Here is a 23,695-nt window from a genome sequence, read left to right on the forward strand (position 1 = left end):
CCCGCGTCAGCAGGGCCAGCAGGGCATGCCGCCCCGGCGCGCGGCCCCGCCGTCCGGTCAGCGCCCGCAGCAGGGTCCGCCCGGGTCTCCGCCGCAGGGCTTCCGCCAGCCCGGCAACCGGCCGGTGCCGCCTCCGGGGCGCGAGCCGGACCTGATCACCCACCACGCGCACAACGGCACCGACGACTTCGGCCGCGACCCGTACGACGACGGCTATGACGACGCCGCTTTCAACGAGTTCGCCGACGACGTCGAGCCCCAGGACGAGCTCGACGAAAAGGGCAAGAAGGTCCTCACGCCGGCGCAGCGCAAGAAGCGCCGGTGGAAGATCATCCGGCGGGTGGCGTACGCCTTCGTCGGGCTGTTCTTCGTCGTCCCCGCGATCGCGTTCGTCATCACGTACTTCCTGGTCGACGTGCCGACGCCGGAGAGCATCAAGTCGCTGCAGAACCAGCCGATCACCTACTACGACGCCAGTGGCCAGGTGATGGGCCGGGAGCTGCCGCCGGGCGGCGACCGCCAGCTGCTCAAGCCGGGCGAGGTGCCCGAGGTCGTCAAGCACGCGGTGTACTCGGCGGAGGACGCGACGTTCGAGACCAACTCGGGCTTCGACGTCACCGGCATCCTGCGCGCCGTCTGGAACCAGGTCTCCGGCGGCCAGGGCGGTGGTTCGACCATCTCCCAGCAGTACATCAAGCAGGCGACGCAGAACGACGCCCCGACGCTGACCCGCAAGTGGACCGAGCTGGCCAAGTCGTTCAAGATGAACAACCAGCAGTCCAAGGAAGAGATCATCACTTCCTACCTGAACATCGTCTACTTCGGACGCGGGGCGAACGGCATCCAGGCGGCCGCGAAGGCGTACTTCAACAAGGACGCCAAGGACCTGAACGCGTCCGAAGCCTCGCTGCTGGCCGGCCTGATCCAGGGCCCCGGCCGCTCGGAAAACGAGGCGTACGCGCAGAAGCGCTGGGCGTACGTGATGGACCAGATGGTCGCCAACAAGTGGCTGCGCGCGGACGAGCGGGCGACCTTCCAGTACCCGAAGCCGATCCCGAAGAACGCCAACAAGGAGCAGAACTCCGGCAAGCTGACCTACCAGGTCCAGCAGCGGATCAAGGACGAGCTCGCGGCGAAGGGCTACGACGAGAACAAGCTGTTCTCCAGCGGCGCCAAGATCTACACGACGATCGACCCGGCGGCCCAGGACGCGGCGGAGAAGGCCACCGCGGACGGCATGAAGGGCCAGACCGACGAAAACCTGCTCAACGCGCTGGTCGCGGTGGATCCGAAGACCGGCGGCGTGCTCGCCTACTACGGCGGGCCCGAGCTGGTGAAGGACGCCAACGGCAAGGACCAGATCGGCCAGGACCGCGCCAACCAGGCGAGAAACCCCGGTTCCTCGGTGAAGGCGTTCGACCTCACGGCGTTCCTCAAGATGGGCAAGGGCCTCGGCGAGACGTTCGACGGCTCGAACAACCGGGTGCTCGGCGGCCGCACGGTCCGGAACGCGGGTGACAGCGCCAGCTGCGGCAAGGACTGCACCGTCGCGAAGGCGATGGAGATCTCGGCGAACACCGTGTTCTACGACATGGTCCTGAACGTGACGAAGCCGTCGCGGGTCGCGGAAGCGGCCAAGGAAGCCGGGGTCAAGGTCGCGCCGGACGGCAAGAGCGTCCTCTACACCGACGACAACAACATCTCGCTCGGTGGTGGTGGCACGGCCGTGACGCCGGAGGACATGGCGGCCGCGTACGCGTCCTTCGCCAGCGGCGGCACTTACCACGAGCAGCACTTCGTCGCGAAGCTCACGAACAACCAGGACGAGGTGGAGTTCGACCAGAACAACATCAAGACCAACCCGGCGTTCGACGACGACGCGTCGAAGAGCCAGCAGATCGCGGGCAACGTCACCGAAGCGCTGAAGCCGGTCATCAGCCACTCGAACCTGAAGTGCCCGAGCGGCCACGAGTGCGCGGGCAAGACGGGTACGCAGCAGTACACGGCGAAGGCCGACGACCCGAAGTCGTACGCCGACCGCAACGCGCAGACGTGGATGGTGGGCTACACGCCGTCGGTGTCGGCCGCGGTCTGGGTCGGCGGCGACGGCAACAAGCCGCTGCACGACCCGAAGAACAAGCCGATCTTCGGTGCCACCATCGCCGGTCCGACGTGGCAGAACTTCATGAACCTCTACCTCAAGGGCAAACCGGCGGAGAAGTTCGACAAGGTCCAGCCGATCGGCAAGGACGTCAACGACGTGACGTCGACGCAGCAGAAGCCGTCGGACACGCCGACCACGACGACCCCGCCCACCACCACGGAGACCCCGCCGAGCACCGAGCCGTCGGACACCGAGACGAGCACGCCGTCGCGGACCCGGACCCGGCCGGGGCCGCCGATCACGAGCATCGACCCCGGTCAGGGCAACACGTTCGGTGGTGGTGGCGGAGTCGCCCAGCCACCGGGCTCCGGGCCCGGGTAGCCACGTCCTCCTTCAGGGCCCTCCGCGACCGCGCGGAGGGCCCTGAAGCGTTTCAGGAAGATCGTTTCGGCAACCCTTCCGCTCCACGCGCGTCCTTTCCCAGAGGGGGTGGCGGCTGTCGCCGCCCGCACACACTGGAGGACTGCCCCGTGCCCGACGATCGATCCCGCTCCTGGCCCGGCCAGGGACCCGATCCGCGCCGTCGCGCACCCCAGGGTCCGCCCGGCCAGGGTCCGCGCCGCCCGCAGCAGCCGTGGCAGCAGCAGCCACCCCAGCAGCCGCCGCGGACGCCGCCGCGTGGGTACCGGCCCGAGCCGCCGCCGATGAGCGGTGGCCCCGAGCTGATGACGCACCACGCGTACGAAGAGCCGGTCGACGACGTCCGGCCCGACGAAGACGGCAAGCCGGTCCTCACGCCGGAGCAGAAGAAGAAACGGCGCTGGAAGATCATCCGGCGGTGTGCCTACGCGTTCGTCGCGGTGTTCTTCGTGCTCCCCGCGATCGCGTTCGTCATCACGTACTTCCTGGTCGACGTGCCGTCGCCGACCGAGGTCGCGCAGAGCCAGAGCCAGGCCGTGACGTACCTGTACGCCGACGGCTCGCCGATGGGCAAGGACGTCCCGCGCGGCGGCAACCGCGTGCTCCTGACGCCGGAGCAGATCCCCGACGTCATGAAGCACGCGGCGATCGCGACCGAGGACGACTCGTTCGAGACCAACTCCGGCTTCGACGTCGGCGGCCTGCTGCGCGCGGTCTACAACCAGGCCACCGGCGGCACCGGCGGTGGTTCGACGATTTCCCAGCAGTACATCAAGAAGGCCACCGACAACGACGCCCCGACGTTGACGCGCAAGTGGACCGAGCTGGCCAAGTCCTTCAAGATGAACCAGACGTACGAGAAGAAGGACATCATCACCGCGTACCTGAACATCATCTACTTCGGGCGCGGGGCGTACGGGGTCGGCGCGGCGTCGCAGGCCTTCTTCCACAAGGACGCCAAGGACCTCACCTTTTCGGAAGCCGCACTGCTGGCCGGGCTGATCCAGCAGCCGGGCCGCTCCGAGAACCCCAAGGTCGCGCAGGACCGCTGGAACACCGCGCTCGACCGGATGGTGAAGAACAACTACATCACCGCAGCCGACCGCGCGGCGGCGAAGTTCCCGACGCCGATCCCGCTGGAGGACAGCAAGCAGCAGGCCGGCGCGCCGCCCGCGTTCGTCGTCCAGCAGGTGAAGGACGAGCTGGCCGCGCACGACATCCCGGAAGACCGCTACTACTCCGGCGGCTTCGTCGTCCAGACGACCATCGACCCGAAGGCGCAGGAGGCGGCCGAGAAGGCCGCCACCGAGGCGCTCGCGAACCAGGTCGACGACAACCTGCTCGACGCGCTGGTCGCCGTCGACCCGAAGACCGGCGGCGTGCTCGCCTACTACGGCGGCAAGCCGATCGTGCAGGTCAACGGGCAGGACCAGGCCGGGCGCGACTGGGCGAACACGCCGCAGAACCCGGGTTCGTCGATGAAGCCGTTCGACCTCACGGCGCTGCTCAAGATGGGCAAGGGCCTCGACACCACGTACGACGGCTCCAACAACCGCACCTTCGACGGCCGCGTCGTGCGCAACGCGGGCCCGGGCAGCAGCTGCTCACAGCAGTGCACGGTCTCGGAAGCGATGATGCGGTCGGCGAACACGGTGTTCTACGACATGGTCCTGCACGACACCAAGCAGGGCCCGGTCAAGGAAGCCGCGAAGGAGGCCGGCGTCAAGGTCAAGGAGGACGGCGGCCAGTCGATCATCTCCACCAAGGACAACAACATCTCCCTGGGCGGCGGCGAAACCCAGATCACGCCGTTGGACATGGCTTCGGCGTACGCGACGTTCGCCGCGAACGGCGAGCAGCGGCAGCGGCACTTCGTGCTCAAGGTGACCAACGGCCAGAACGAAGTCGCGTACGAGGCGCCGACCGACGCGAAGGCGGCCTTCGACAGCGACTCGGACAAGAGCCGCCAGATCGCCGGGAACGTCACCGAAGCGCTGAAGCCGGTCATCGACTTCTCGCACCTGAAGTGCCCGAACGGCCACGAGTGCGCCGGCAAGACCGGCACGCAGCAGCACACGAAGGTCGCGGGCGAGCCGTCGTGGGCGGCGAACGCGAACTCGCAGACGTGGATGGTCGGGTACACGCCGTCGGTCTCGGTGGCGGCCTGGGTCGGCGGCGACGGCAACAAGCCGCTGCACGGCAAGAACAACTCGCCGATCTACGGCTCGACCATCGCCGGCCCGATGTGGCAGAAGTTCCTCTCGCTGTACCTGAACGGCAAGCCGGGCGAGCGGTTCGACAAGGTCGACCGCATCGGCGGCGAGGTTCCGCCGCCGTCGTCCGACGTCGTCACGACGACGGACGCGACCCCGACGGGCGAGAACCCGGACAACGGCGGCGACCAAGGCGACAACGGCGGCGGCAACGACGACAACGGCCACAACCAGTCGTCGTCGAAGGAGAGCACGCCGAAGCACACCAAGACGCCGACGTCGAAGGAAACGCCGACGAGCTCCGACGAGCCACCCCGCTAGCCGGGACTGAACCACGGTGGGCCGCGGTCCGTGTCCTCTTCGAGAGGACTGCGTCCGCAGCCCACCGTGGAGGACGGCCCGTGAACCACGACCGCACGTCACCCGGCCGGCAGCACGTCCCGCGTCGACGTACCCGGCGGCCGGTGCCGCGCTCCGGCCTGCTGGGCGCCGAGCCGGAGCTGATCACCCACCACGCGCACAACGGCACCGAGGACGACCCGCCGACCGTGCCGATCCTGCGGCCGCGGCCCGGTCAGCCGCCGCGGCGGCCGCGGCCGCTCACCGACCAGGACCTGCGGCGCCGGCGCTGGCGGCGGGTCCGGCGGATCGCCTACGTCGTCGCCGGGTTGTCCTTCGCCGTGCCCGCGGTCGCGTTCCTGATCACCTACCTCGCCGTCGACGTCCCCTCGCCGGAGACGGTCGCGCAGGCGCAGGGCCAGGCCGTGACCTACCTGTTCAGCGACGGCACCGAGATGGGCAAGGACGTGCCGACCGGCGGCAACCGGCAGATCCTGGCGGCGAACCAGATCCCGGACGTCGTCAAGAAAGCCGTGATCGCGACCGAGGACGCGTCCTTCGAGACGAACTCCGGCTTCGACGTCGGCGGCATCCTGCGCGCGGCGTACAACCAGGTCACCGGCGGGTCCGGCGGCGGGTCGACGATTTCGCAGCAGTACATCAAGAACGCCTCCGGTGATGACGACCCGACCCTGACCCGCAAGTGGGTCGAGCTCGCGAAGTCGTTCAAGATGAACCAGACCTACGAGAAGGCGGACATCATCACCGCCTACCTCAACATCATCTACTTCGGCCGCGGCGCCTACGGGATCCAGGCCGCCGCGCAGGCGTACTTCGGCAAGGACGTCGGGCAGCTCGACTACTCGGAGGCCGCGCTGCTGGCCGGCCTGATCCAGCAACCGGGTCGCTCGGAAAACACCGCCGTCGCGACGGGCCGGTGGAACACCGCGCTGGACCGGATGCAGAAGAACGGCTACCTGACGCCGGCCCAGCGCGCGGGCGCGAAGTTCCCCGCGCCGATCCCGCTGAAGGAGAGCCGGGAAGCCGGCGCGCTGAACCCGTTCATCAAGAAGCAGGTCAAGGCCGAGCTGGCCGCGCAGGGCATCGACGAGAAGCAGTACTACTCCGGTGGCTTCCAGGTGTTCACCACCATCGACCCGCAAGCCCAGCAGTCGGCGGAAAAGGCCGTCGCCGAGGGCATGGCCGACCAGACCGACGACCGGATCCTCAACGCGCTCGTCGCCGTCGACCCGAAGACCGGCGGCGTGCTCGCCTACTACGGCGGGGAAGCGATCGTGAAGGGCCCGAACGGCGAGGACCTGGCCGGCCGCGACTGGGCGGACGAGCCGCACAACCCGGGCTCGTCGATGAAACCGTTCGACCTGGCCGCGTTCCTCAAGCTCGGCCGCGGCCTCGACGCGCGCTTCGACGGCACGTCACCGCGGACGTTCCCCGGTGTCGACCTGCCGATCCGCAACGCGGGCGACAGCAGCAGCTGCTCGCAGCAGTGCACGGTCGCCGAAGCCATGCAGCGGTCCACGAACACCGTCTTCTACGACATGGTCCTCAACGTCACCAAGCCGTCCGGGGTGGCGGAAGCGGCGCAGGAAGCCGGAATCCGGACGTCGGACAACGGCGGCCGCAGCAAGCTGTTCACCGGCGACAACAACATCTCCATCGGCGGTGGCGGCACCCAGGTGACGGCGGCCGACATGGCGTCGGGGTACGCGACCTTCGCCGCGGGCGGCGTCCAGCGCGACCGGCACTTCGTCCAGAAGGTGACGAACGCGAACGGCGAAACCGCTTACCAGGCCAAGGATCGTTCGGCCGACGCGTTCGCGGACAACGACCCGCAGAAGAGCGCGCAGATCGCCGGGAACGTGACGGCGGCGCTGGCCCCGGTGATCCAGTTCTCGCGGCTCAGCTGCCCGGCCGGCCACGAATGCGCCGGGAAAACCGGGACGCAGCAACACACCCCGCAGAACGACGAACCCGCGTCGGCGGCGAACGCGAACTCCCAGACGTGGATGGTGGGCTACACGCCGTCGGTGTCGGCGGCGGTCTGGGTGGGCAGCGACGGCGACAAGGCGTTGCGCGGCCCGAACGGCGCGCCGCTGTTCGGCTCGACGCTGGCCGGGCCGATCTGGGACCGGTTCATGCAGCTGTACCTGTCGGGCCGGCCGGGCGAGCGCTTCGACCGCGTGGCGGCGATCAGCTCGCCGCAGGACCGGGTGCAGGTCCAGCAGCAGCCGCCGCAGCAGCAACCGGACCAGCGCGACCAGCGGATCCAGGTCGGGCCCGGCAACCAGCAGCAGCTGGACCAGTTCCGCCAGTTCCAGCAGCGGCTGCAGGAACTCCAGGACCGGCAGCGAGGAAGGAAGAGGCCGTGACGTCGGCGCTGGGGGACACCGGCGTCACGGCCAGACCGGGGGTCAGAGCTTGATGACCGTTCCTTCGACGCCCGAGCGGTGCGCCGCCTCGATCACGCGCAGCGCTTCGACCGACGACTCCGGGTCGACCGGGAAGCTGCCTTCGCCGCGCAGGGCGTCCCGCACCTCGGCGTAGAACTGCTCGTAGCGGCCCGCCTCGGTGGGGACCGTCTTGACGTCGTTGCCGACGCCGATGCGGCCCGCGTCCGACGCGGGTTCGACGGCCCAGCCGTCGTCGCCGGGGCGCATGCCCGCCTTGATCTGGGGTTCCTGCACGTCCAGGCCGTACTTGGTGAACGTCGCCTGGTCGCCGAGCACCCGGAAGCGGGGGTTCAGCGTGCCGGCGAGCGCGGACGCCCAGAGGTGCGACCGGACGCCGTTGGCGTGCTTGAGCGCGACGAAGACGTCGTCGTCGACCTGGACGCCGGCGCGGCGGCGGTCGGTCTCCGCGTAGACCTGCGTGACCGGGCCGAACAGCTGCAGCGCCTGGTCGACGATGTGCGCGCCCAGGTCGTAGAGCAGGCCGCCGGCCTCGGCCGGGTCGCCGAACTCGCGCCAGTTGTCCTTGGGCTTGGGCACCCAGCGGTCGTAGCGGGACTCGAAGCGGAAGACCTCGCCGAGCTTCCCGGACTCCAGGACCTTCCGGACGGTGAGGAAGTCGGAGTCGAGCCGCCGGTTCTGGAAGACGGTCAGGCCGACGCCCGCCGCCTTCGCCGCGGCGACGACCTGCTCGGCCTCGAGCGCGGTCGGCGCGAACGGCTTGTCGACGACGACCGGCAGGCCGGCCTCGATCGCCCGCAGCGCCAGCGGCACGTGCGTGCGGTTGGGCGTGCTGACCACGACGAGGTCGAGGTCGCCGGCCCGCTCGAACAGCGCGTCGGCGTTCGGGACGACCTCGGCGCCGGGGTGGTCGGTGCGCGCCTGAAGGGCGTTGCCCGCCGTCGTGATCACCGCGGGGGTGAGCCCGGGCGTCGCCGCCACCAGCGGCGCGTGGAAGACGCGTCCGCCGATGCCGTACCCGAGGATGCCCACGCGCAAGTCAGCCATGGCCTCCATTAAACAACAGTGTTGCTTAATTGACCAGCCGTGGGAAGATCCTGTCCATGGCGGACACCGGGGTGAACCTGCGCAACGTGCGCGAGCACAACCGCGCCCTGCTGCTCACGCACATCCTGCGCGCCGGCGGCCTCAGCCGCGTCGAACTCGCCGAACGCACCGGGCTCACCCAGCAGGCTGTCTCCAAGATCGTGCCCGAACTCCTCGACGCCGGCCTGCTGGACGAGGAACGCCAGGCGTCGACGGGCGTCGGCAAGCCCCGCACGCAGCTGACCATCCGGGCCGGCGCCCGCCACGCGCTGGGCGCGCGCCTGGACCGCGACGAGTACCGCGTGCTGCGCACCAACCTCATCGGCGAGGTCGAAGAGGCGGCGGGCGGCCCGCTCCCGGCCGGTTTCACGCCCGAGCAGGCCGTCGAGGCCATCGGCGCGACCGCGCTCGAACTCGCCGACGGCTTCGACGTGCTGGGCCTCGGCCTCGGCGCGGTCGGCCCGCTGGACCACCTCGCCGGCCTGGTCCGCGACGCGACGAACATGCCCGGCTGGCACGACGTCCCCCTGCGCGACCTGCTCGAGAAGCGCACCGGGCTGCCGGTGACGCTCGACAAGAACACCAACGCGGCCGCGTTCGCCCAGCTCTGGCCGCACGGCGAGCCGACGGCGACCGCGGTGGTGCTCGTCGGCACCGGCATCGGCGTCGGCCTGCTGATCGACGGGCGGCTCTACCGCGGCCCGCGGACCAACGCGGGTGAGTTCGGGCACACCACGATCGCCTTCGACGGGCCCGTCTGCGCCTGCGGGCGACGCGGCTGTGTCGAGATCATGGCCAAGCAGGCACCCGGCACCCGAGCCGCCGCGGGCTTCCTCGGGATCGGCCTCGCCGACCTCGTCCAGGTGCTCGACCTGGAGCGGATCGTGCTGGCCGGGCGCGCTGTGCGGGACGAACCGGGCACGTACCGCGACGCCGTTTCGGAGCGGCTGGAGGAGCTGCTGCCGCTGCCGCAGTGGCAGCGCATCGAGGTCGTCGAAGACGCCTTCGGCGAGGAGATCGTCACGCGCGGCGCCGCCGCCGAGGTCCTGGCCTCGTACTACGCGAATCCGGCATGATCACCGGCTTCACCTCGGTGGCGGGCGCCGACCGCTAACATCCGCACTCGTGCCAGAGGAGACCACGCGCGAGCCGGAGCCCGGCCCCGTGACGCTTACCCGGGCGGAACGGGTCGTCCCGAGCTGGAACGAGCCCCTCGCGGCGGCGGTCACCAGACCCCTCGGCGGCCCGCTCGGCGAGCACGCGGCGGTCGGCAGGCACTGGTTCTGGTCACCGCAGCGCGTCGGCCTGCTGCTGGCCACGCTCGCGCTGATGCTCTGCTGGCTCGGCAAGGGCTCGTGCATCCAGCAGTACCAGGACTCCAGCGGCGCCACCCAGCTCGACTGGCGGGCGGGCCGCCCGTTCGTCGCGATGTGCTACTCCGACATCGTGCCGCTCTACAGCTCCGAGCGGCTCGACCGGCCGGGCACCTTCCCGTACTACACGTCGTGGAAGGAGAGCTCGCAGACCGCGGAGAACGACACCCGGTACATGGAGTACCCGGTGTTCACCGGCCTCTTCCAGTGGGCGAACGCGAAGCTCGCGGCGGGCTGGCTGAACGTCGCCGAAAGCGGCTGGCTGCCCGGCGCGCTGCCGGTCGCTGTCTACTTCGACTTGACGGCGTTGTTCCTGGCGCTGGCCTGGCTGGTCACCGTGTGGGCCACCGGCCGGACGGTGAAACGCCGGCCGTGGGACATGGTGCTGGTGGCGGTCTCGCCGCTGGTGCTGGTGCACGCGTTCACGAACTTCGACGCGATCGCGACCGCGTTCACCGCGACCGGCCTGCTCGCCTGGGCGCGCAGGAAACCGCTGCTCGCCGGGCTCCTGCTCGGCCTCGGCGCGACGGCCAAGCTCTACCCGCTGTTCCTGCTCGGCGTGCTGTTCTTCCTGTGCCTGCGCGCCGGGAAGCTGACGCCGTTCTGGAAGACCGCGGCCGCCACCGTCGTGACGTGGCTGGCGGTGAACGCGCCGTTCATCCTGACCGCGACCCGCGGCTGGTGGGAGTTCTTCCGGCTCAACACGCTGCGGCCGATGGACCCGGACTCGCTCTACAACGTCATCTCGTACACGACGGGCTGGGCCGGCTTCGACGGCGTGCTGCAGAAGAACCAGACGCCGACGTACCTGAACCTGACGGTCGCCGTGCTGTTCCTGGCCTGCTGCGCGGGCATCGCCTACCTCGCGCTCGCCGCGCCGCGCCGGCCGCGCGTCGGCCAGCTCGCGTTCCTCGTCGTGGCCGCGTTCCTGCTGACGAACAAGGTGTGGAGCCCGCAGTACTCGCTGTGGCTGGTGCCGCTGGCCGTGCTGGCGATCCCGCGCTGGCGGCTGCTGCTCGGCTGGATGCTGCTCGACGCCCTGGTCTGGGTGCCGCGGATGTTCTACTACCTCGGCGTCGACCACAAGGGCCTGCCCGAAGGCTGGTTCCTCGGCACGGTCGTGCTCCGCGACCTCGCCGTCGCCGCGCTGTGCGTGCTGGTCGTGCGCGAGATCTACCGCCCGGCCACCGACCTGGTCCGGGCCGCGGGCGACGACGACCCGGCGGGCGGCTTCCTCGACGGCGCCCGGGACGTCGTCGTCCCGAACGCCGTCCGGCGCCGCCGCAAGGCCGTGGCCGCCTAACCCAGCTGTTCGCGCAGGTAGGCGATGTCGGTCGCCTGGCCGTCGGCCGGGGTCTCGACGACGACCGGCGCGCCGGCGGCCCGGGCCACCTCGACCAGCGCCTCGGGGTCGATCGTGCCTTCGCCCTCGACGACGTTGGCGTGCCGGTCGCGGGTCGAGCCGAACTCGTCGCGGGAGTTGTTGAGGTGCACCAGGTCGATCCGGCCGGTGATGGCCTTCACCTTCTCGACGGCGGTCGCGAGGTCCCAGCCCGCGGCGTACGCGTGGCAGGTGTCCAGGCAGAACCCGGCACCGAACTCGCCGACCTTGTCCCACAGCCGGGCGATGACCTCGAGGTCGCGGGTGATCGCGTTCTCGCCGCCGGCGGTGTTCTCGATCAGGATCGGGACCTTGAAGCCGCCCTTCTCCTGCTCGCGCTCGAAGAGCTTGCGCCAGTTGTCCAGACCGGCTTCGACGTCGTCGTTCGCGCCGACGTGCCCGCCGTGCACGATCAGGCCCTTCGCGCCGATGGCCGCCGCACCGTCCGCGTGCTGCGTGACGTTCTTACGGGATGGGATCCGGATCTTGTTGTTCAGCGAAGCCACGTTGATGAGGTAGGGAGAGTGGATGAACACCTCGACGGGGTCGGCCGCGATGGCCTCGCCGTGGGGGTGCGGCTTCGGGGCCTTCCAGCCCTGCGGGTCGGAGAGGAAGAACTGGACGACGTCGGCTTTGCGCTCGGCGACCGCGGTCAACGGGTCGTCGTCACGGACATGGGCGCCAATCAGCATGCCGAGCACGCTACTCCGGGTGCATCTTTGGCCTGTGGGACCGGTTGGTGACGCTCGTGGAGTACCGTGAGCGCGTTCCGTGATCCAGATTGGTCCGACTGCCGGAGGGCATCGATGGGGAAGCAGTTCACCCGGATCACCGCACTGGGATTCACTCTTGCCGCTTCGGCCGCGCTGGTCGCGCCAGGCGTCGCGAGCGCGGACACCAGCCCGACCCTCGGCGGCGACTGCTCGGCCTCCCTCCAGAACGGCCAGGCCCGCGACGCGAAGACCGGCCTCCTGCTGGACGCCGGCGCCCCGCTGAACGCCCCGGACCGGCTGACCGTCGGGCTCGACTCCAGCGCCAAGAACACGAACGGCTCGGCCCCGCTGCTCACCCTGCCGGTGGGCGACACCGTGCGGGCGCTCGGCATCGGCGACGTGCCGGTGGTCGGCGACGCGGCGGCGAAGACGGTCTGCCCGACCGCGCAGACCGTCGTGAACACCGTCGGCGGCGTGACGCAGGGCGTGGCCGAGGAGCTGCCCCCGCTGCCGCTCCCGCCGGGCCCGAACCCGCCCGCACCACCCGCCCCGCCGGCCCCGCCCGGCCCGACGCCGCCGGGGCAGAACCCGCCCGGCGACAGCACCGGCCCGGTGACCACCGGTCCCGGCAACGCGGGCCTGCCCGGAGACGCGATCTCGGGCATCTTCAGCAACGCCTCGCTGCTGCCCGGCAGCCTGGTGCAGGCGCCGGTGATCGCGCAGATCATCCCCGGCCAGCAGGTCCCGACGGTCGACGAGCAGAAGTCCGGCACGGCCGAGGCGCTGCCCGGCGTCACGCCGCCGGCGAAGCTGCCGATGCTGCTGGCAGTGCTGGCCCTGGCGATCGTCGCCGCGGCCCTCGTCCGGGCGTGGATCCGCCGCAAGCCGGCCTGATCTCACCCAAGGTGACGCTCGCTTCCACTCGAATGCCGGACATTTCTGAGCGAGCGGGCGTCACCGTGCTGCCTTAACGTCGTTGTCCTGGGGAGAGACGACGAGGCAAGGGGCGGCGAGCATGCAGGATCGGACACGGAGGGCAACGGCGGTCGGAGCGACGGCGTTCGTGCTCGCGGGTTCGGCCGTGCTCGGCATGCCCGGCACCGCCTCCGCCGACACCAAGACCGTGCCCTGCGGCAGCACCGTGGAGGCGAAGCCCGGCGACACGATCAAAGCCACGACCCCGCTGCTCGGTCTCCCGCTCAACCTCGGTGTCGTCACCGAGGGCACCAAGGTGCTGACCGGCACCATCAACGCGATCCTCGGCACGCTCTGCCAGGTCACCGTCAAGGTGGTGGACACGGTCGTGTCGCCGGTGCCGGTGGTCGGCGCGCCCGCGGCGAGCGCGATCAACCAGGGCGTGCAGGGTGTGACCAGCGGCGCCCAGCAGGGCGTGAGCGCGCTCAGCGGCGGCGGGCAGCCCGCGCCCCAGCAGCCCGGCGGCAACCCGCAGCAACCGCCGTCCGGTGGGACCGGCGGCAACCAGCAGGGCGGTGCCCCGCAGGGCTCCGGTGGCATCCCGGAAGCGAACAGCCCGCTGCTCCCCGGCTTCTCCGGCGGCGGCGCGAGCCCGGCGTTCGGCGGTTTCCCGTTCAGCATCGGCACGGGCTACGCGCCGATGCGGGACTACAGCGGCATCCCGTTCGCGACGGCCGGGCTGTTCACGCCGTCGCCCGCCCTCCGGTACGGCAGCCAGATCCCGGGTTACGCGCCTCAGTACGGCCTCAACGGGCCCGACCAGGCCGCGGCGGGCAACTCCGGCGTCCAGACGGCGGGTCAGGCCGAAGCGCTACCGTCGGTGTCCGACAGTTTCACGGACGGGTCGAATCTGCCCCTGTTGATCGCGGTGCTGGCACTCTCCGGAGTCAGCGCGGGCCTCGTGCGGACCTGGGTGCTCCGCCGAATGGCCGCTGCGAATTGACCCGACTGCCGAGTATCTTTCGCGTATCTCCTTCGTTGATCCTGTTGCCTGGAACGACGCCCCCGTAACGCTTTGGAGGACCCGCACGTGCGGAAGATCCTGACCGCCACCGCCATCGCCGCGTTCTTGGCCGGCGGCGCATTCCTCTCCACGGGCACTGCCTCCGCCGCGACGACGCTCGCGGGCACCTGCTCCGGCGCGGTCAACGGCAGCATGGGCGACACCGTCGCGATCCAGGGCTCCTCGGTGAAGGAGCTGGTCCGCAAGGGCGCGCGGGACTACGTGAACTCCCACCTGTGGACCGCGCTCTCGGTGTGGCCGGACTCCCTCGCCGACACGATCGCCGCCAAGGGCGCGCTGCCGGTCGGCCAGGTGCCGAACGCGGCGGGCGGCACGATCGCCGGCCCGGCGATCGGCGGCGTCGTCGCGACCGCGCTCAAGGGCGCCAACGGCCTCGGCGTGCTGGACAGCACCAAGAACGAGGTCCTCAGCTCGATCTCCGCGCACGTCGCCCAGGGCTGCGGCCTGACGACGGTCGCCACGAACTACGTCGCGCCGGGCCAGCAGGGCACCGGCACCACGCCGGGCGGCACCGCGACCACCCCGGGCGGCACCACCGGCAACCTCTCGAACCTCAACCCCGGCACCGCGGGCGGCACGGGCGGCAGCGCGCCGATGCGCGACTACAGCGGCATCCCCACGGCGACCGCCGGCACGGCCGTCGCCCCCGGCGTGCGGTACCCCGCGAACGGGACGCTCCCCGGTGACGCCTCCGCCCCACAGGCGGGCCAGGGTGACCAGAGCGGCCAGAGCGCCGGCATCCGGGACGCGGGCAACGCGCAGTCGCTCGCCTCGAACGGCGCGTCGAGCGACGTCCAGCTGCCGATGCTGCTCGCGGTGATCGTGCTGGCCGGCGTCACGGCGGGGCTCGTCCGCACGTGGGTCCTGCGCCGCGCGAGCTGACCCCGGCGTCCGGCCCCGAAGGCACCCCCAGGTAGCCTTACCTGGACAAACCCTCCTGCCACGGACAGTCCGTGGCCGCGAGCCCATAGGAGGTGAGTGGTTGTGTCACGCCATTACGAGGTAATGGTCATCCTGGACCCCACGCTCGACGAGCGCACGGTCGCCCCCACGCTGGACAACTTCCTCAACGTGATCCGCACTTCGGGCGGTTCCGTGGAGAAGGTCGACGTCTGGGGCCGTCGTCGCCTCTCGTACGAGATCAAGAAGCACGCCGAGGGCATCTACGCGCTCCTCGACCTGAACTCGTCCTCGGACGCGGTGAAGGAGCTGGACCGCCAGCTGTCGCTGCAGGAGACCGTGCTCCGCACCAAGGTCATGCGTCGCGAGGTCAAGCGCGCCGCGGCCAAGCCCGCCGCCGCCAAGGCCTGAGCCGAAGGGGATCCCCGATGGCTGGAGACACCGTCATCACGGTGATCGGCAACCTGACGTCCGACCCGGAGCTGCGCTTCACCCCGTCCGGCGCGGCGGTCGCGAACTTCACCGTCGCGTCCACCCCGCGCACGCTCGACCGGCAGTCCGGCGAGTGGAAGGACGGCGAGGCGCTGTTCCTGCGCTGCAACATCTGGCGCCAGGCGGCGGAGAACGTCGCCGAGTCCCTGACCCGCGGCGCCCGCGTCGTCGTGCAGGGCCGCCTGAAGCAGCGGTCGTTCGAGACGAAGGAAGGCGAGAAGCGCACCGTCGTCGAGCTCGAGGTCGACGAGATCGGGCCCTCGCTGCGCTACGCCACGGCCAAGGTCAACAAGGTCAGCCGCGGTGGCGGCGGCGGTGGTGACTTCGGCGGCGGCGGAGGCGGTGGCAACCGCGGTGGCGGCGGCGCACCGGCCGACGACCCGTGGGGTTCCGCGCCGGCCGCGAGCAGCGGTGGCGGCGGCTTCAGCGACGAGCCCCCGTTCTGATCTCGTACACATCCACAAAGATTTGAATTACCAGGAGTAGACAGTGGCCAAGCCACCCATCCGCAAGCCCAAGAAGAAGGTCTGCGTGTTCTGCAAGGCCGAGAAGAAGGGCCGCCCGGAACTGATCGACTACAAGGACACCAACCTGCTGCGGAAGTACATCTCCGACCGCGGCAAGATCCGTGCCCGTCGCGTCACCGGCAACTGCAGCCAGCACCAGCGTGACATCGCCATCGCGGTCAAGAACTCCCGCGAGATGGCGCTGCTGCCCTACACCTCGACCGCGCGCTAAGGGAGGGCACTGACATGGCGAAGATCATCCTCACCACGGACGTGGCCAACCTCGGTGGCCCCGGCGACATCGTCGAGGTCAAGGACGGCTACGCGCGCAACTACCTGCTCCCGCGGGGCTACGCGATCGTGGCCTCCAAGGGCGCGGAGAAGAACGTGCGCACGATCCAGCGCGCGCAGGAGAGCCGTCGCATCCGCGACCTCGACCACGCCAAGGAGATCAAGGCGACGCTGGAGGGCCTCGGCGCCATCCAGCTCACCGGCAAGGCGGCCGAGGGCTCGAAGAAGCTCTTCGGTTCGATCACCGCCGGCGAGATCGTCGACGCGATCAAGGCGGCCGGTGGCCCGCTGCTCGACAAGCGCGTCATCGAGCTGCGCGACCACATCAAGACCGTCGGCAAGCACTCGGTCGGCGCCCGGCTGCACCCGGACGTCAAGGTCGACGTGCGCCTCGAGGTCAAGGCCTCGCAGTAAGGCATACGCCGTGAAGAAGGCGGGTCGCTCCCTCAGGAGTGGCCCGCCTTCACGCGTTTCGGGGGAACCCCGGACAGGCAGCCGCCGTCGTAGGACAATGGAGCGGGACGCGAAGGGAGCGCACTCGGATGGGTAACGAGGTCAACATGTCCGCGCCGTCCGGCGGAGGGGGTTTCACGTTCGACGCCGACAAGATCGACGGCGTGATCAAGAAGTGGCAGGACCTCCAGGCCGACCTCAAGCGCGACTACGACGACGCCAACCTGATGGCGAACGTCAAGGCGCCCGGCAAGGAGTTCGCCAGCGGCGACTGGGAGAAGCTCGCGAACCCGTCCGGCAAGGCGTTCCTCGAGCAGAACTCCAAGATGCAGGAGTACGTCAAGAACTACATCGACGCGCTCACCGCCGCGAAGCAGAAGATCACCACCAAGGAGTCGGACACGCAGGCCGACCTCTCGAAGACGGGGAACCAGCCCACGTGAACCGCCGACTCCTCGCCGTCCCGGCTCTGGTTTTCGCCGTGCTCGCCGTCGCGGGCTGCTCGGGCAAGACCCGCGGCACCGCCAACCCGGCGCCGACCGAAGACACCACCAGCAGCGAGACGTCCCGGTCCGCCGCGGACTCCGCGCCGCGGGTGCCGGAGCCGCTGAACACCGCGAACATCACCGCGGACGCGTGCAACACCATCAACGCGGCCGGCCGCTCCACGCTGGGCCTCGGCGACGGCACCCCGCGCAGCACGGGCAACGGCCCGAGCTGCACGTTCCAGGAAGCCGCCGACCCGGGCAACCAGATCGACGTGACCACGGTGACGGCGAACAAGAACGGGCTCCAGGACGTCTACGACACCAAGGGGAACGACGCCTACTTCGGCGAGTCGCAGGCCTACGGCTACCCGGCCGTCTACGCCGCCGCGCTGGACGACCGCAAGAACGGCAAGTGCGGCCTGTTCGTCGGGGTGACCAACGAGCTGGCGGTCAACATCCTGGTCCAGTACGACCACGGCGCGGGCGCGTCGGACCCGTGCTCGGTCGCGGGGAAGTTCGGCGAAGCGATGATCCAGACCTTGATGGGGGGCTGAGATGCTGGAACTGGTCCTGCTCGGCGGGTTCGCCGCGTACAACATGGCCACCACGCACTCGGACGACCACACGTCCACGCAGGGCGACCGCAAGATCGACTGCTACGACATCTGGCACCAGATCACCACCGGCCCCGGCACGGGCTCGATCCAGAACGGGCAGGCGGCGGCGAGCCGGCTGAAGGGCGCGTACGCGGACCGGCTCACCACCATCGACACCCTGGCCAAGGAGATGGACGCGGCCTGGACCGGCGGCGGCTCGGAAGCGGCGCAGAACGCCGGCGCGCACCCGCTGCGGGTGTGGATGGAGGACTCGGGCACCAAGCTCACCGACTCCGACAAGTACCTCGGCGAGCAGAACAACGCGTTCACCACGGTGCACGCGCAGGTGCAGGAGGTCCCGAAGGACCCGCCGAAGAACAACCTGCTCAACGCCGTGACGCCGTGGACGACCGACACCGACCGGGCGATCCGCGACTACAACACCAAGGGCCAGGCCAACGTCGACGCCTTCAACACCTACTACAAGGCGAGCAACGACAACGGCCAGAACATGCCGACGTACTCCGCGCTGAAGGGGCAGCAGGAGAACGTCAACGTCGACAACGGCAAGGACGGCAAGAAGAAGCCGGGTGACGACGGGAAGGGCACCGGGGACGGCGAGCGCGGAGGTGCTCCGGGCACCGGTCCCGGCGGCGTGAACATGCCCGGCCCGGGTGGCGTCCCGTCGTTCAACGGCCAGCCGCCGAACACGCCTGGCGGCAGCTTCGACCCGTCGAAGGTGCCCGGCGGTGGGTACGACCCGTCCAAGGTGCCGAGCTTCGACCCGGGCAAGGTCCCGAGCGGGAGCTACGACCCGTCCAAGCTCCCCGGTGGGGGCAACTACACCCCGCCGAACTTCAACGACGGCACGCACTCGTCGGGCTTCTCGCCGTCGGACGTGCCGGGGATGCCGGGCTTCGGGCCCGGCGGCGGCACGCCGAGCTTCTCCGGTGGCGGCGGCAGTGGGTTCGGCCCCGGCGGGTCGGGCGGGGTCGGCGACCCGACGGCGGGCTTCGGCCCGGGCGGCGGCGCGGGCTTCGGGCCCGGCGGCTCGAGCGGCGCGGCCCTGCCGGGCGGCGCGGGCGCGGCCGGCGCGGGCCGGGGCGGCATGGGGGCCGGTGGCGCGATGGGCGCGGGCGGCGCGGCGGCCGGGCGCGCGGGTTCCACCGGGATGGGTGGCATGGGCGGCATGGGCCACGGCGCCAAGGGCCAGGGCGGCGGCGACGAGGAACGCACGTCGAAGTACCTGCTCGGCGACGACCCGAACGACATCTTCGGGACCGACGAGCTGACGGCCCCGCCGGTCATCGGCGAGTAGCGCACGCGGGACGGCCGGGCGCGTGCCAAGATGGGCGCGCCCGGCTCGTCGAGCTGCGCCGGGTTCGGATTCCTACTGGGGGAAAGCGTGCTGGACAGGCAGGTCACGATCACGACCGGCACCCTGGTCAACCTGATCAGGCGCCGCGGCGGCGAGCCGCACACGGTGCTGTCCGAGACGCCGACCTGGTACAGCGAAGAGGCCCAGCGCGCGGAGGACGAGCGGGTCAACGCCGAGCTCGCCAAGGCCGGGCTGTTCGGCCCGCGCGGCATGCACCCCGGGTTCGTCGCGACGGTCGAAGCGATCGCCCGGCCGCAGCTGGAGTACTACGGCTGGGTCGACGGCGGGTTCCAGGGCAAGCCGGTCAGCTACCGGCTGCTGGCCGGCAGCGCCGGCGGTGAGGCGTTCGTGCTGGCCAAGCACGAAGAGCTGGACGTCGTGGTGCTGGAGTCGACCCGGCCGGGTGAGCTGCTGGACGACTTCCTGGGGCAGATTCCGAAGCTGGCGCCGGGACGCGGGACGCCGCTCGCGGTGCCGAAGAGCCAGCTCGAGGGGACCGCCGGCGGCGACGACGGCGGGTACGCGGTGCTCCGCAACGACCGCCCGGCCGAGGGCTCGCAGGAGGTCCAAGAGCTCCGGCGGATCCTGGCGCTACGCCGAATGGGGAGTGGCAGCCTGTACGTGGCGGCCCGCAGCCGCACCGGCGCCTGGCGCCGGATCGAACGCCCGGTGAACTACATCGATACCTCGGAAGGCCGATGGCTGACCGAAGAGGTTCCGGGCCGCGGGGAGAACCGGATCGCGTTCACCCCGGCCGACCAGCGCGTTCTCGCTGACCGGTTACGCAGCGCACAGGGCAGGCTCACCGCGGCCTGACCCGGCGGCCGTTCAGCCCTCCGGGTTACCGCTCTACCCTCCGTGATATTCATCCACAGGCTGCGTAGCCCAATGGGCTCCGGCTGGTCCACGACACGCCGAACAACGGGTTTCACGCGACACGCCGGACGAGTTTCCGGGAAGTTCTCCACACCTTGTTCACAGGGTATGACCTGCGGATTCGTCGAAGCCGATCAACCTTGTCCCCAACTTGTCCACAGCTCTCGCGCCACCTGTGACTGGTTACCCCCATTCATCCCCAGGTTGTCCACAGAAGGGTCCCCATCCTGAATTGCCATCCGCCTTCCGGGGGATCTAGCGTGCCCGCTCGGGCCTGTACTCACGGTGGCGCTCCGCGTGTCTAAGACGACTGGCGGACGTTGTCCCCGATCATCGGGGAGGGGCCCGGGGACGGGTGACGCGGATCGAGCCGCGTGCTTCGAGAGCGAAGATCCGGCATACTCGAACGGGTGTTCGACACGATGAGGAGGTGTCCGGGGCGGTGGCGCTGACCGACGACCGCAGTCCGATGTACGCGGAGTCCGACCCGGGGCCGAGCGACCCCGGTCCGGGAGGTGGCGGTGGCGGCTTCGACCGCCAGCCGCCGCAGGACCTCGCGGCCGAGCAGTCCGTGCTCGGCGGCATGCTGCTGTCCAAGGACGCGGTCGCCGACGTCATCGAGGCGCTCGGCCCCGACGACTTCTACCGGCCTGCGCACCAGGCGATCTACGACTGCATCCTCGACCTCTACGGCCGCGGCGAGCCCGCCGACCCGATCACCATCTCGGCGGAGCTGGAGCGGCGCGGGGAACTGGGTCGCGTCGGCGGCGCGCCGTACCTGCACACGCTGATCGCGACGGTGCCGACGGCGGCGAACGCGGGCTACTACGCGGAGATCGTCGCCGAGAAGGCGGTGCTGCGCCGGCTGGTCGAGGCGGGCACCCGGATCGTGCAGTACGGCTACGGCGCGGCCGCGGCCGACGGCGCGAACATCGACGAGGTCGTCGACCGCGCGCAGGCCGCGATCTACGACGTCACCGAGCGCCGGACCAGCGAGGACTACGTCGCGCTGGAAGAGCTGCTGCAGCCGACGATGGACGAGATCGACGCCATCGCCTCGCGCGGCGGCCAGTCCCAGGGCATCCCGACCGGCTTCACCGACTTCGACGAGCTGACCAACGGGCTGCACCCGGGTCAGATGATCATCGTCGCGGCCCGTCCCGGTGTCGGCAAGTCGACACTGGGCCTGGACTTCGCGCGGTCGGCGTCGATCCGGCACGGCATGACCAGCGTCATCTTCTCGCTGGAAATGAGCCGGACCGAGATCGTCATGCGCATGCTCTCGGCCGAGGCCAAGATCCGCCTCGCCGACATGCGCGGCGGGAAGATGTCCGACGACGACTGGACGCGGCTGGCCCGCCGGATGAGTGAGGTGTCCGAGGCACCGCTGTTCGTCGACGACTCGCCGAACATGACGATGATGGAGATCCGCGCGAAGGCCCGGCGGCTGAAGCAGCGCAACGACCTCAAGCTCGTCGTCCTCGACTACCTCCAGCTGATGACGTCCGGCAAGCGCGTCGAGTCGCGGCAGCAGGAAGTCTCGGAGTTCTCGCGGCAGATGAAGCTGCTGGCGAAGGAGATCGAGGTCCCGGTGATCGCGATCAGCCAGCTGAACCGTGGTCCCGAGCAGCGGACGGACAAGCGCCCGATGCTGTCCGACCTGCGTGAGTCCGGCTCACTGGAGCAGGACGCCGACCTCGTCATCCTGGTCAACCGCCCGGACGCCTGGGAGCGCGACGACCCGCGCGCGGGCGAAGCGGACCTGATCATCGCGAAGCACCGTGCCGGCCCGACGGCGACGATCACCGTCGCCCACCAGCTGCACTACAGCCGGTTCGTCGACCTTTCCCACGACTAACCGAGCGCGCTGTACCCGCGGACGAACGCCGTGAGGAGCCGGCCGAAGTTCTCGCGGTCCTCCTCCGGCCAGTCCGCCATGACCTCGGCGAACACCGAGCGCCGGAACGCGTGCAGCTCGTCGAGGTGCGCCTGGCCGGCCTCGGTCGGCACGAGCACCGCACGCCGTCCGTCGCGCTGATCGGCTTCGCGGCGGAGCAGGCCTTGCTCGACCGCGCGCGCGACCAACCGGCTCGCGCGCGGCTGGTCGACGCCCATCGCCGCGCTCAACGCGGTCACCGTGCCGGCTTCGCCGCGTTCGGTGAGCTCTTCGACGACGTCCAGCAGTTCGTGCACCGGGTCGTGCGCGCCCTGGCCGCGGGCCTTGCCGATCCGGCTCAGCGCCCGCCGCTGCTGGCTGCGGCGGATCGCGATCATGGCGCGCTCGACCTCGGCCACCGCGTCCGTCATGGTTGCTCCACCTCCGAACTACATGTACTTTTACATGTAGTTGTTCATCGACATCGTCGGAGTACCCCATGAAACCCCTCGGGTGGCACCTGCGCCACGTCCACGAGCTCCTCGAGTCCTCCATGGCCCAGGCCCTCGACGCGGAGTCGTTGAGCCGCCGGCACTGGCAGGTACTCAACACGATCGCCCTCGGCGCCCGCACGCCGGAGGAGGTCGGCGCGGCGCTGGCCCCGTTCGGCGCGACCGCCGGCCAGCTGACCGACCTCCGGACCCGCGGGTGGGTCGCCGAAAACGGCGAGCTCACCGAGGCCGGCCGCGAGGCTCACGCCCGGGTCGAGGCGCGTGTCCAGGCGTTCCGCACCGCCGTGACCGACGGCGTCAGCGACGACGACTACCGCACGACGATCCGCACACTGGAGCGCTGCGCGGCGAACCTCGAGAGCCGCTGAAGGAATATCCCGGACGACGACGGCGTCAGGTATCCTAGTAGTTGAACTTTCAAGCACTGGAGCCGTCGATGACCCGCACCCCGGTCCTCTACCTCAGCCACGGAGCGCCGCCGCTCGCCGACGACACCACGTGGACCCGCCAGCTCGCCGCCTGGTCGGCCGACCTGCCCAGGCCCCGCGCGATCCTGGTCGTGTCGGCGCACTGGGAGGAGGCCCCGCTGACCATCGCGGCCACCACGACCGTGCCGCTCGTGTACGACTTCTGGGGCTTCCCCGAGCGCTACTACCAGGTGAAGTACGCGGCTCCGGGCGCGCCGGAGCTGGCGGAGAAGGTGCGGCAGCTGCTCCGCTCGACGGACACACCGGTGCACGACGCGCCGGAGCGCGGCCTCGACCACGGCGCCTACGTGCCGCTGGTGGAGATGTACCCGGACGCCGACGTGCCGGTGCTGCAGGTGTCGATGCCCTCGCTCGACCCGCAGGAGCTGTTCGACCTCGGCCGGAAGCTCGCGCCGCTGCGCGACGAAGGCGTGCTGATCATCGGCAGCGGCTTCTTCACCCACAACCTGAGCGGCATGGCCCGCGCGACCGACGGGACGCCGCCCGCCTGGTCGGCCGAGTTCGACCACTGGGGCGACGAGGTCGTGCGCGGCGGCGACGTCGACGCGCTGCTCGACTTCCGGCACAAGGCGCCGGCGGCGGCGCTGGCGCACCCGCGGATCGAGCACTTCGCGCCGCTGTTCGTCTCCCTCGGCGCGACCGCGGAGGAGAAGTCCGGCCGCACGGTGATCGACGGCTTCTGGCACGGGCTGGCGAAGCGGTCCCTGCAGTTCTCCTGACCTGCCCGCGAACACGAACGAGCCCCAGGAACCTGAGCGGTTCCTGGGGCTCGCCGTCTCCAG

Annotated in this window: 22 protein-coding genes; 19 read left to right on the plus strand and 3 right to left on the minus strand. The window is 70.4% G+C overall.

Annotated features, from left to right (window positions below):
- The first annotated feature begins 25 nt into the window (after nt 1-25).
- The 3 genes from ACERZO_RS26595 to ACERZO_RS26605 all read left to right on the plus strand — a co-directional run bounded on the left by ACERZO_RS26595 (nt 26) and on the right by ACERZO_RS26605 (nt 7,466).
- Nucleotides 26-2,485 carry a transglycosylase domain-containing protein gene (locus tag ACERZO_RS26595; protein ID WP_372667489.1) on the plus strand — a complete coding sequence of 820 codons (2,460 nt, stop codon included), beginning with the start codon at nt 26-28 and terminating at the stop codon, nt 2,483-2,485.
- Nucleotides 2,486-2,634: 149 nt separating this feature from the next.
- A complete protein-coding gene (locus tag ACERZO_RS26600) occupies nt 2,635-5,058 on the plus strand; it encodes a transglycosylase domain-containing protein (protein ID WP_372667490.1) in 2,424 nt (807 codons plus the stop codon).
- Nucleotides 5,059-5,138: 80 nt separating this feature from the next.
- Nucleotides 5,139-7,466, plus strand: coding sequence for a transglycosylase domain-containing protein (locus ACERZO_RS26605; protein WP_372667491.1), 2,328 nt, complete (start codon nt 5,139-5,141; stop codon nt 7,464-7,466).
- Nucleotides 7,467-7,508: 42 nt separating this feature from the next.
- Here the strand turns inward: ACERZO_RS26605 and ACERZO_RS26610 are convergent, their stop codons facing one another.
- The gene (locus ACERZO_RS26610; protein WP_372667492.1) at nt 7,509-8,552 is read right to left on the minus strand and encodes a Gfo/Idh/MocA family oxidoreductase; all 1,044 of its coding nucleotides are present in this window, start codon (nt 8,550-8,552) and stop codon (nt 7,509-7,511) included.
- A 29-nt stretch (nt 8,553-8,581) separates the two neighbouring features.
- Here ACERZO_RS26610 and ACERZO_RS26615 point away from each other — a divergent pair, with 29 nt between their 5' ends.
- Nucleotides 8,582-9,667, plus strand: a complete 1,086-nt coding sequence (locus ACERZO_RS26615) for an ROK family protein (protein ID WP_444843233.1) — start codon at nt 8,582-8,584, stop codon at nt 9,665-9,667.
- A 49-nt stretch (nt 9,668-9,716) separates the two neighbouring features.
- Nucleotides 9,717-11,267, plus strand: a complete 1,551-nt coding sequence (locus tag ACERZO_RS26620; protein WP_372667493.1) for a glycosyltransferase family 87 protein — start codon at nt 9,717-9,719, stop codon at nt 11,265-11,267.
- Here the strand turns inward: ACERZO_RS26620 and ACERZO_RS26625 are convergent.
- Nucleotides 11,264-12,037: a deoxyribonuclease IV gene (locus ACERZO_RS26625; protein WP_372667494.1), complete on the minus strand. Its 774-nt coding sequence runs from the start codon at nt 12,035-12,037 to the stop codon at nt 11,264-11,266. The genes ACERZO_RS26620 and ACERZO_RS26625 overlap by 4 nt on opposite strands.
- A 114-nt stretch (nt 12,038-12,151) precedes the next feature.
- On the opposite strand from ACERZO_RS26625, the gene ACERZO_RS26630 reads away from it, so the two are divergent.
- The 12 genes from ACERZO_RS26630 to dnaB all read left to right on the plus strand — a co-directional run bounded on the left by ACERZO_RS26630 (nt 12,152) and on the right by dnaB (nt 21,895).
- Nucleotides 12,152-12,952, plus strand: a complete 801-nt coding sequence (locus ACERZO_RS26630) for a hypothetical protein (protein ID WP_372667495.1) — start codon at nt 12,152-12,154, stop codon at nt 12,950-12,952.
- Nucleotides 12,953-13,073: 121 nt separating this feature from the next.
- Nucleotides 13,074-13,976 carry a hypothetical protein gene (locus ACERZO_RS26635; protein WP_372667496.1) on the plus strand — a complete coding sequence of 301 codons (903 nt, stop codon included), beginning with the start codon at nt 13,074-13,076 and terminating at the stop codon, nt 13,974-13,976.
- Between the two features lie 87 nt (nt 13,977-14,063).
- Nucleotides 14,064-14,939 carry a hypothetical protein gene (locus ACERZO_RS26640; RefSeq protein ID WP_372667497.1) on the plus strand — a complete coding sequence of 292 codons (876 nt, stop codon included), beginning with the start codon at nt 14,064-14,066 and terminating at the stop codon, nt 14,937-14,939.
- A gap of 102 nt (nt 14,940-15,041) precedes the next feature.
- On the plus strand, nt 15,042-15,368 hold the full coding sequence (gene rpsF / locus ACERZO_RS26645; protein WP_176173898.1) for a 30S ribosomal protein S6: 327 nt from the start codon (nt 15,042-15,044) through the stop codon (nt 15,366-15,368).
- A gap of 17 nt (nt 15,369-15,385) precedes the next feature.
- Nucleotides 15,386-15,895, plus strand: coding sequence for a single-stranded DNA-binding protein (locus ACERZO_RS26650; RefSeq protein ID WP_372667498.1), 510 nt, complete (start codon nt 15,386-15,388; stop codon nt 15,893-15,895).
- 43 nt (nt 15,896-15,938) lie between these two features.
- Nucleotides 15,939-16,187: a 30S ribosomal protein S18 gene (gene rpsR / locus ACERZO_RS26655; protein ID WP_003098744.1), complete on the plus strand. Its 249-nt coding sequence runs from the start codon at nt 15,939-15,941 to the stop codon at nt 16,185-16,187.
- Nucleotides 16,188-16,201: 14 nt separating this feature from the next.
- Nucleotides 16,202-16,660, plus strand: a complete 459-nt coding sequence (gene rplI, locus ACERZO_RS26660) for a 50S ribosomal protein L9 (RefSeq protein ID WP_257926071.1) — start codon at nt 16,202-16,204, stop codon at nt 16,658-16,660.
- Nucleotides 16,661-16,788: 128 nt separating this feature from the next.
- Nucleotides 16,789-17,142, plus strand: a complete 354-nt coding sequence (locus ACERZO_RS26665) for a hypothetical protein (RefSeq protein ID WP_372667499.1) — start codon at nt 16,789-16,791, stop codon at nt 17,140-17,142.
- Nucleotides 17,139-17,741, plus strand: a complete 603-nt coding sequence (locus ACERZO_RS26670) for a DUF3558 domain-containing protein (protein WP_372667500.1) — start codon at nt 17,139-17,141, stop codon at nt 17,739-17,741. The genes ACERZO_RS26665 and ACERZO_RS26670 overlap by 4 nt, the downstream gene beginning before the upstream one ends.
- A 1-nt stretch (nt 17,742) precedes the next feature.
- Nucleotides 17,743-19,101 (plus strand): hypothetical protein, encoded by a 1,359-nt coding sequence (locus ACERZO_RS26675; RefSeq protein ID WP_372667501.1) that lies wholly within the window; start codon nt 17,743-17,745, stop codon nt 19,099-19,101.
- 87 nt (nt 19,102-19,188) lie between these two features.
- A complete protein-coding gene (locus ACERZO_RS26680) occupies nt 19,189-19,977 on the plus strand; it encodes an ESX secretion-associated protein EspG (protein ID WP_372667502.1) in 789 nt (262 codons plus the stop codon).
- A gap of 502 nt (nt 19,978-20,479) precedes the next feature.
- A complete protein-coding gene (gene dnaB, locus ACERZO_RS26685; RefSeq protein ID WP_372667894.1) occupies nt 20,480-21,895 on the plus strand; it encodes a replicative DNA helicase in 1,416 nt (471 codons plus the stop codon).
- Here dnaB and ACERZO_RS26690 read toward each other — a convergent pair.
- A complete protein-coding gene (locus ACERZO_RS26690; protein WP_372667503.1) occupies nt 21,892-22,344 on the minus strand; it encodes a MarR family winged helix-turn-helix transcriptional regulator in 453 nt (150 codons plus the stop codon). The two genes, dnaB and ACERZO_RS26690, sit on opposite strands and share 4 nt — an antisense overlap.
- A gap of 68 nt (nt 22,345-22,412) precedes the next feature.
- Between ACERZO_RS26690 and ACERZO_RS26695 the strand changes: the two genes are divergently transcribed.
- The gene (locus ACERZO_RS26695; protein WP_372667504.1) at nt 22,413-22,793 is read left to right on the plus strand and encodes a MarR family winged helix-turn-helix transcriptional regulator; all 381 of its coding nucleotides are present in this window, start codon (nt 22,413-22,415) and stop codon (nt 22,791-22,793) included.
- 68 nt (nt 22,794-22,861) lie between these two features.
- Nucleotides 22,862-23,632 carry a dioxygenase family protein gene (locus ACERZO_RS26700; protein WP_372667505.1) on the plus strand — a complete coding sequence of 257 codons (771 nt, stop codon included), beginning with the start codon at nt 22,862-22,864 and terminating at the stop codon, nt 23,630-23,632.
- The last annotated feature ends 63 nt before the right edge of the window (nt 23,633-23,695 follow it).

The organism is Amycolatopsis kentuckyensis (genome assembly GCF_041679295.1).
In the GTDB taxonomy this organism is placed as follows: domain Bacteria; phylum Actinomycetota; class Actinomycetes; order Mycobacteriales; family Pseudonocardiaceae; genus Amycolatopsis; species Amycolatopsis kentuckyensis_A.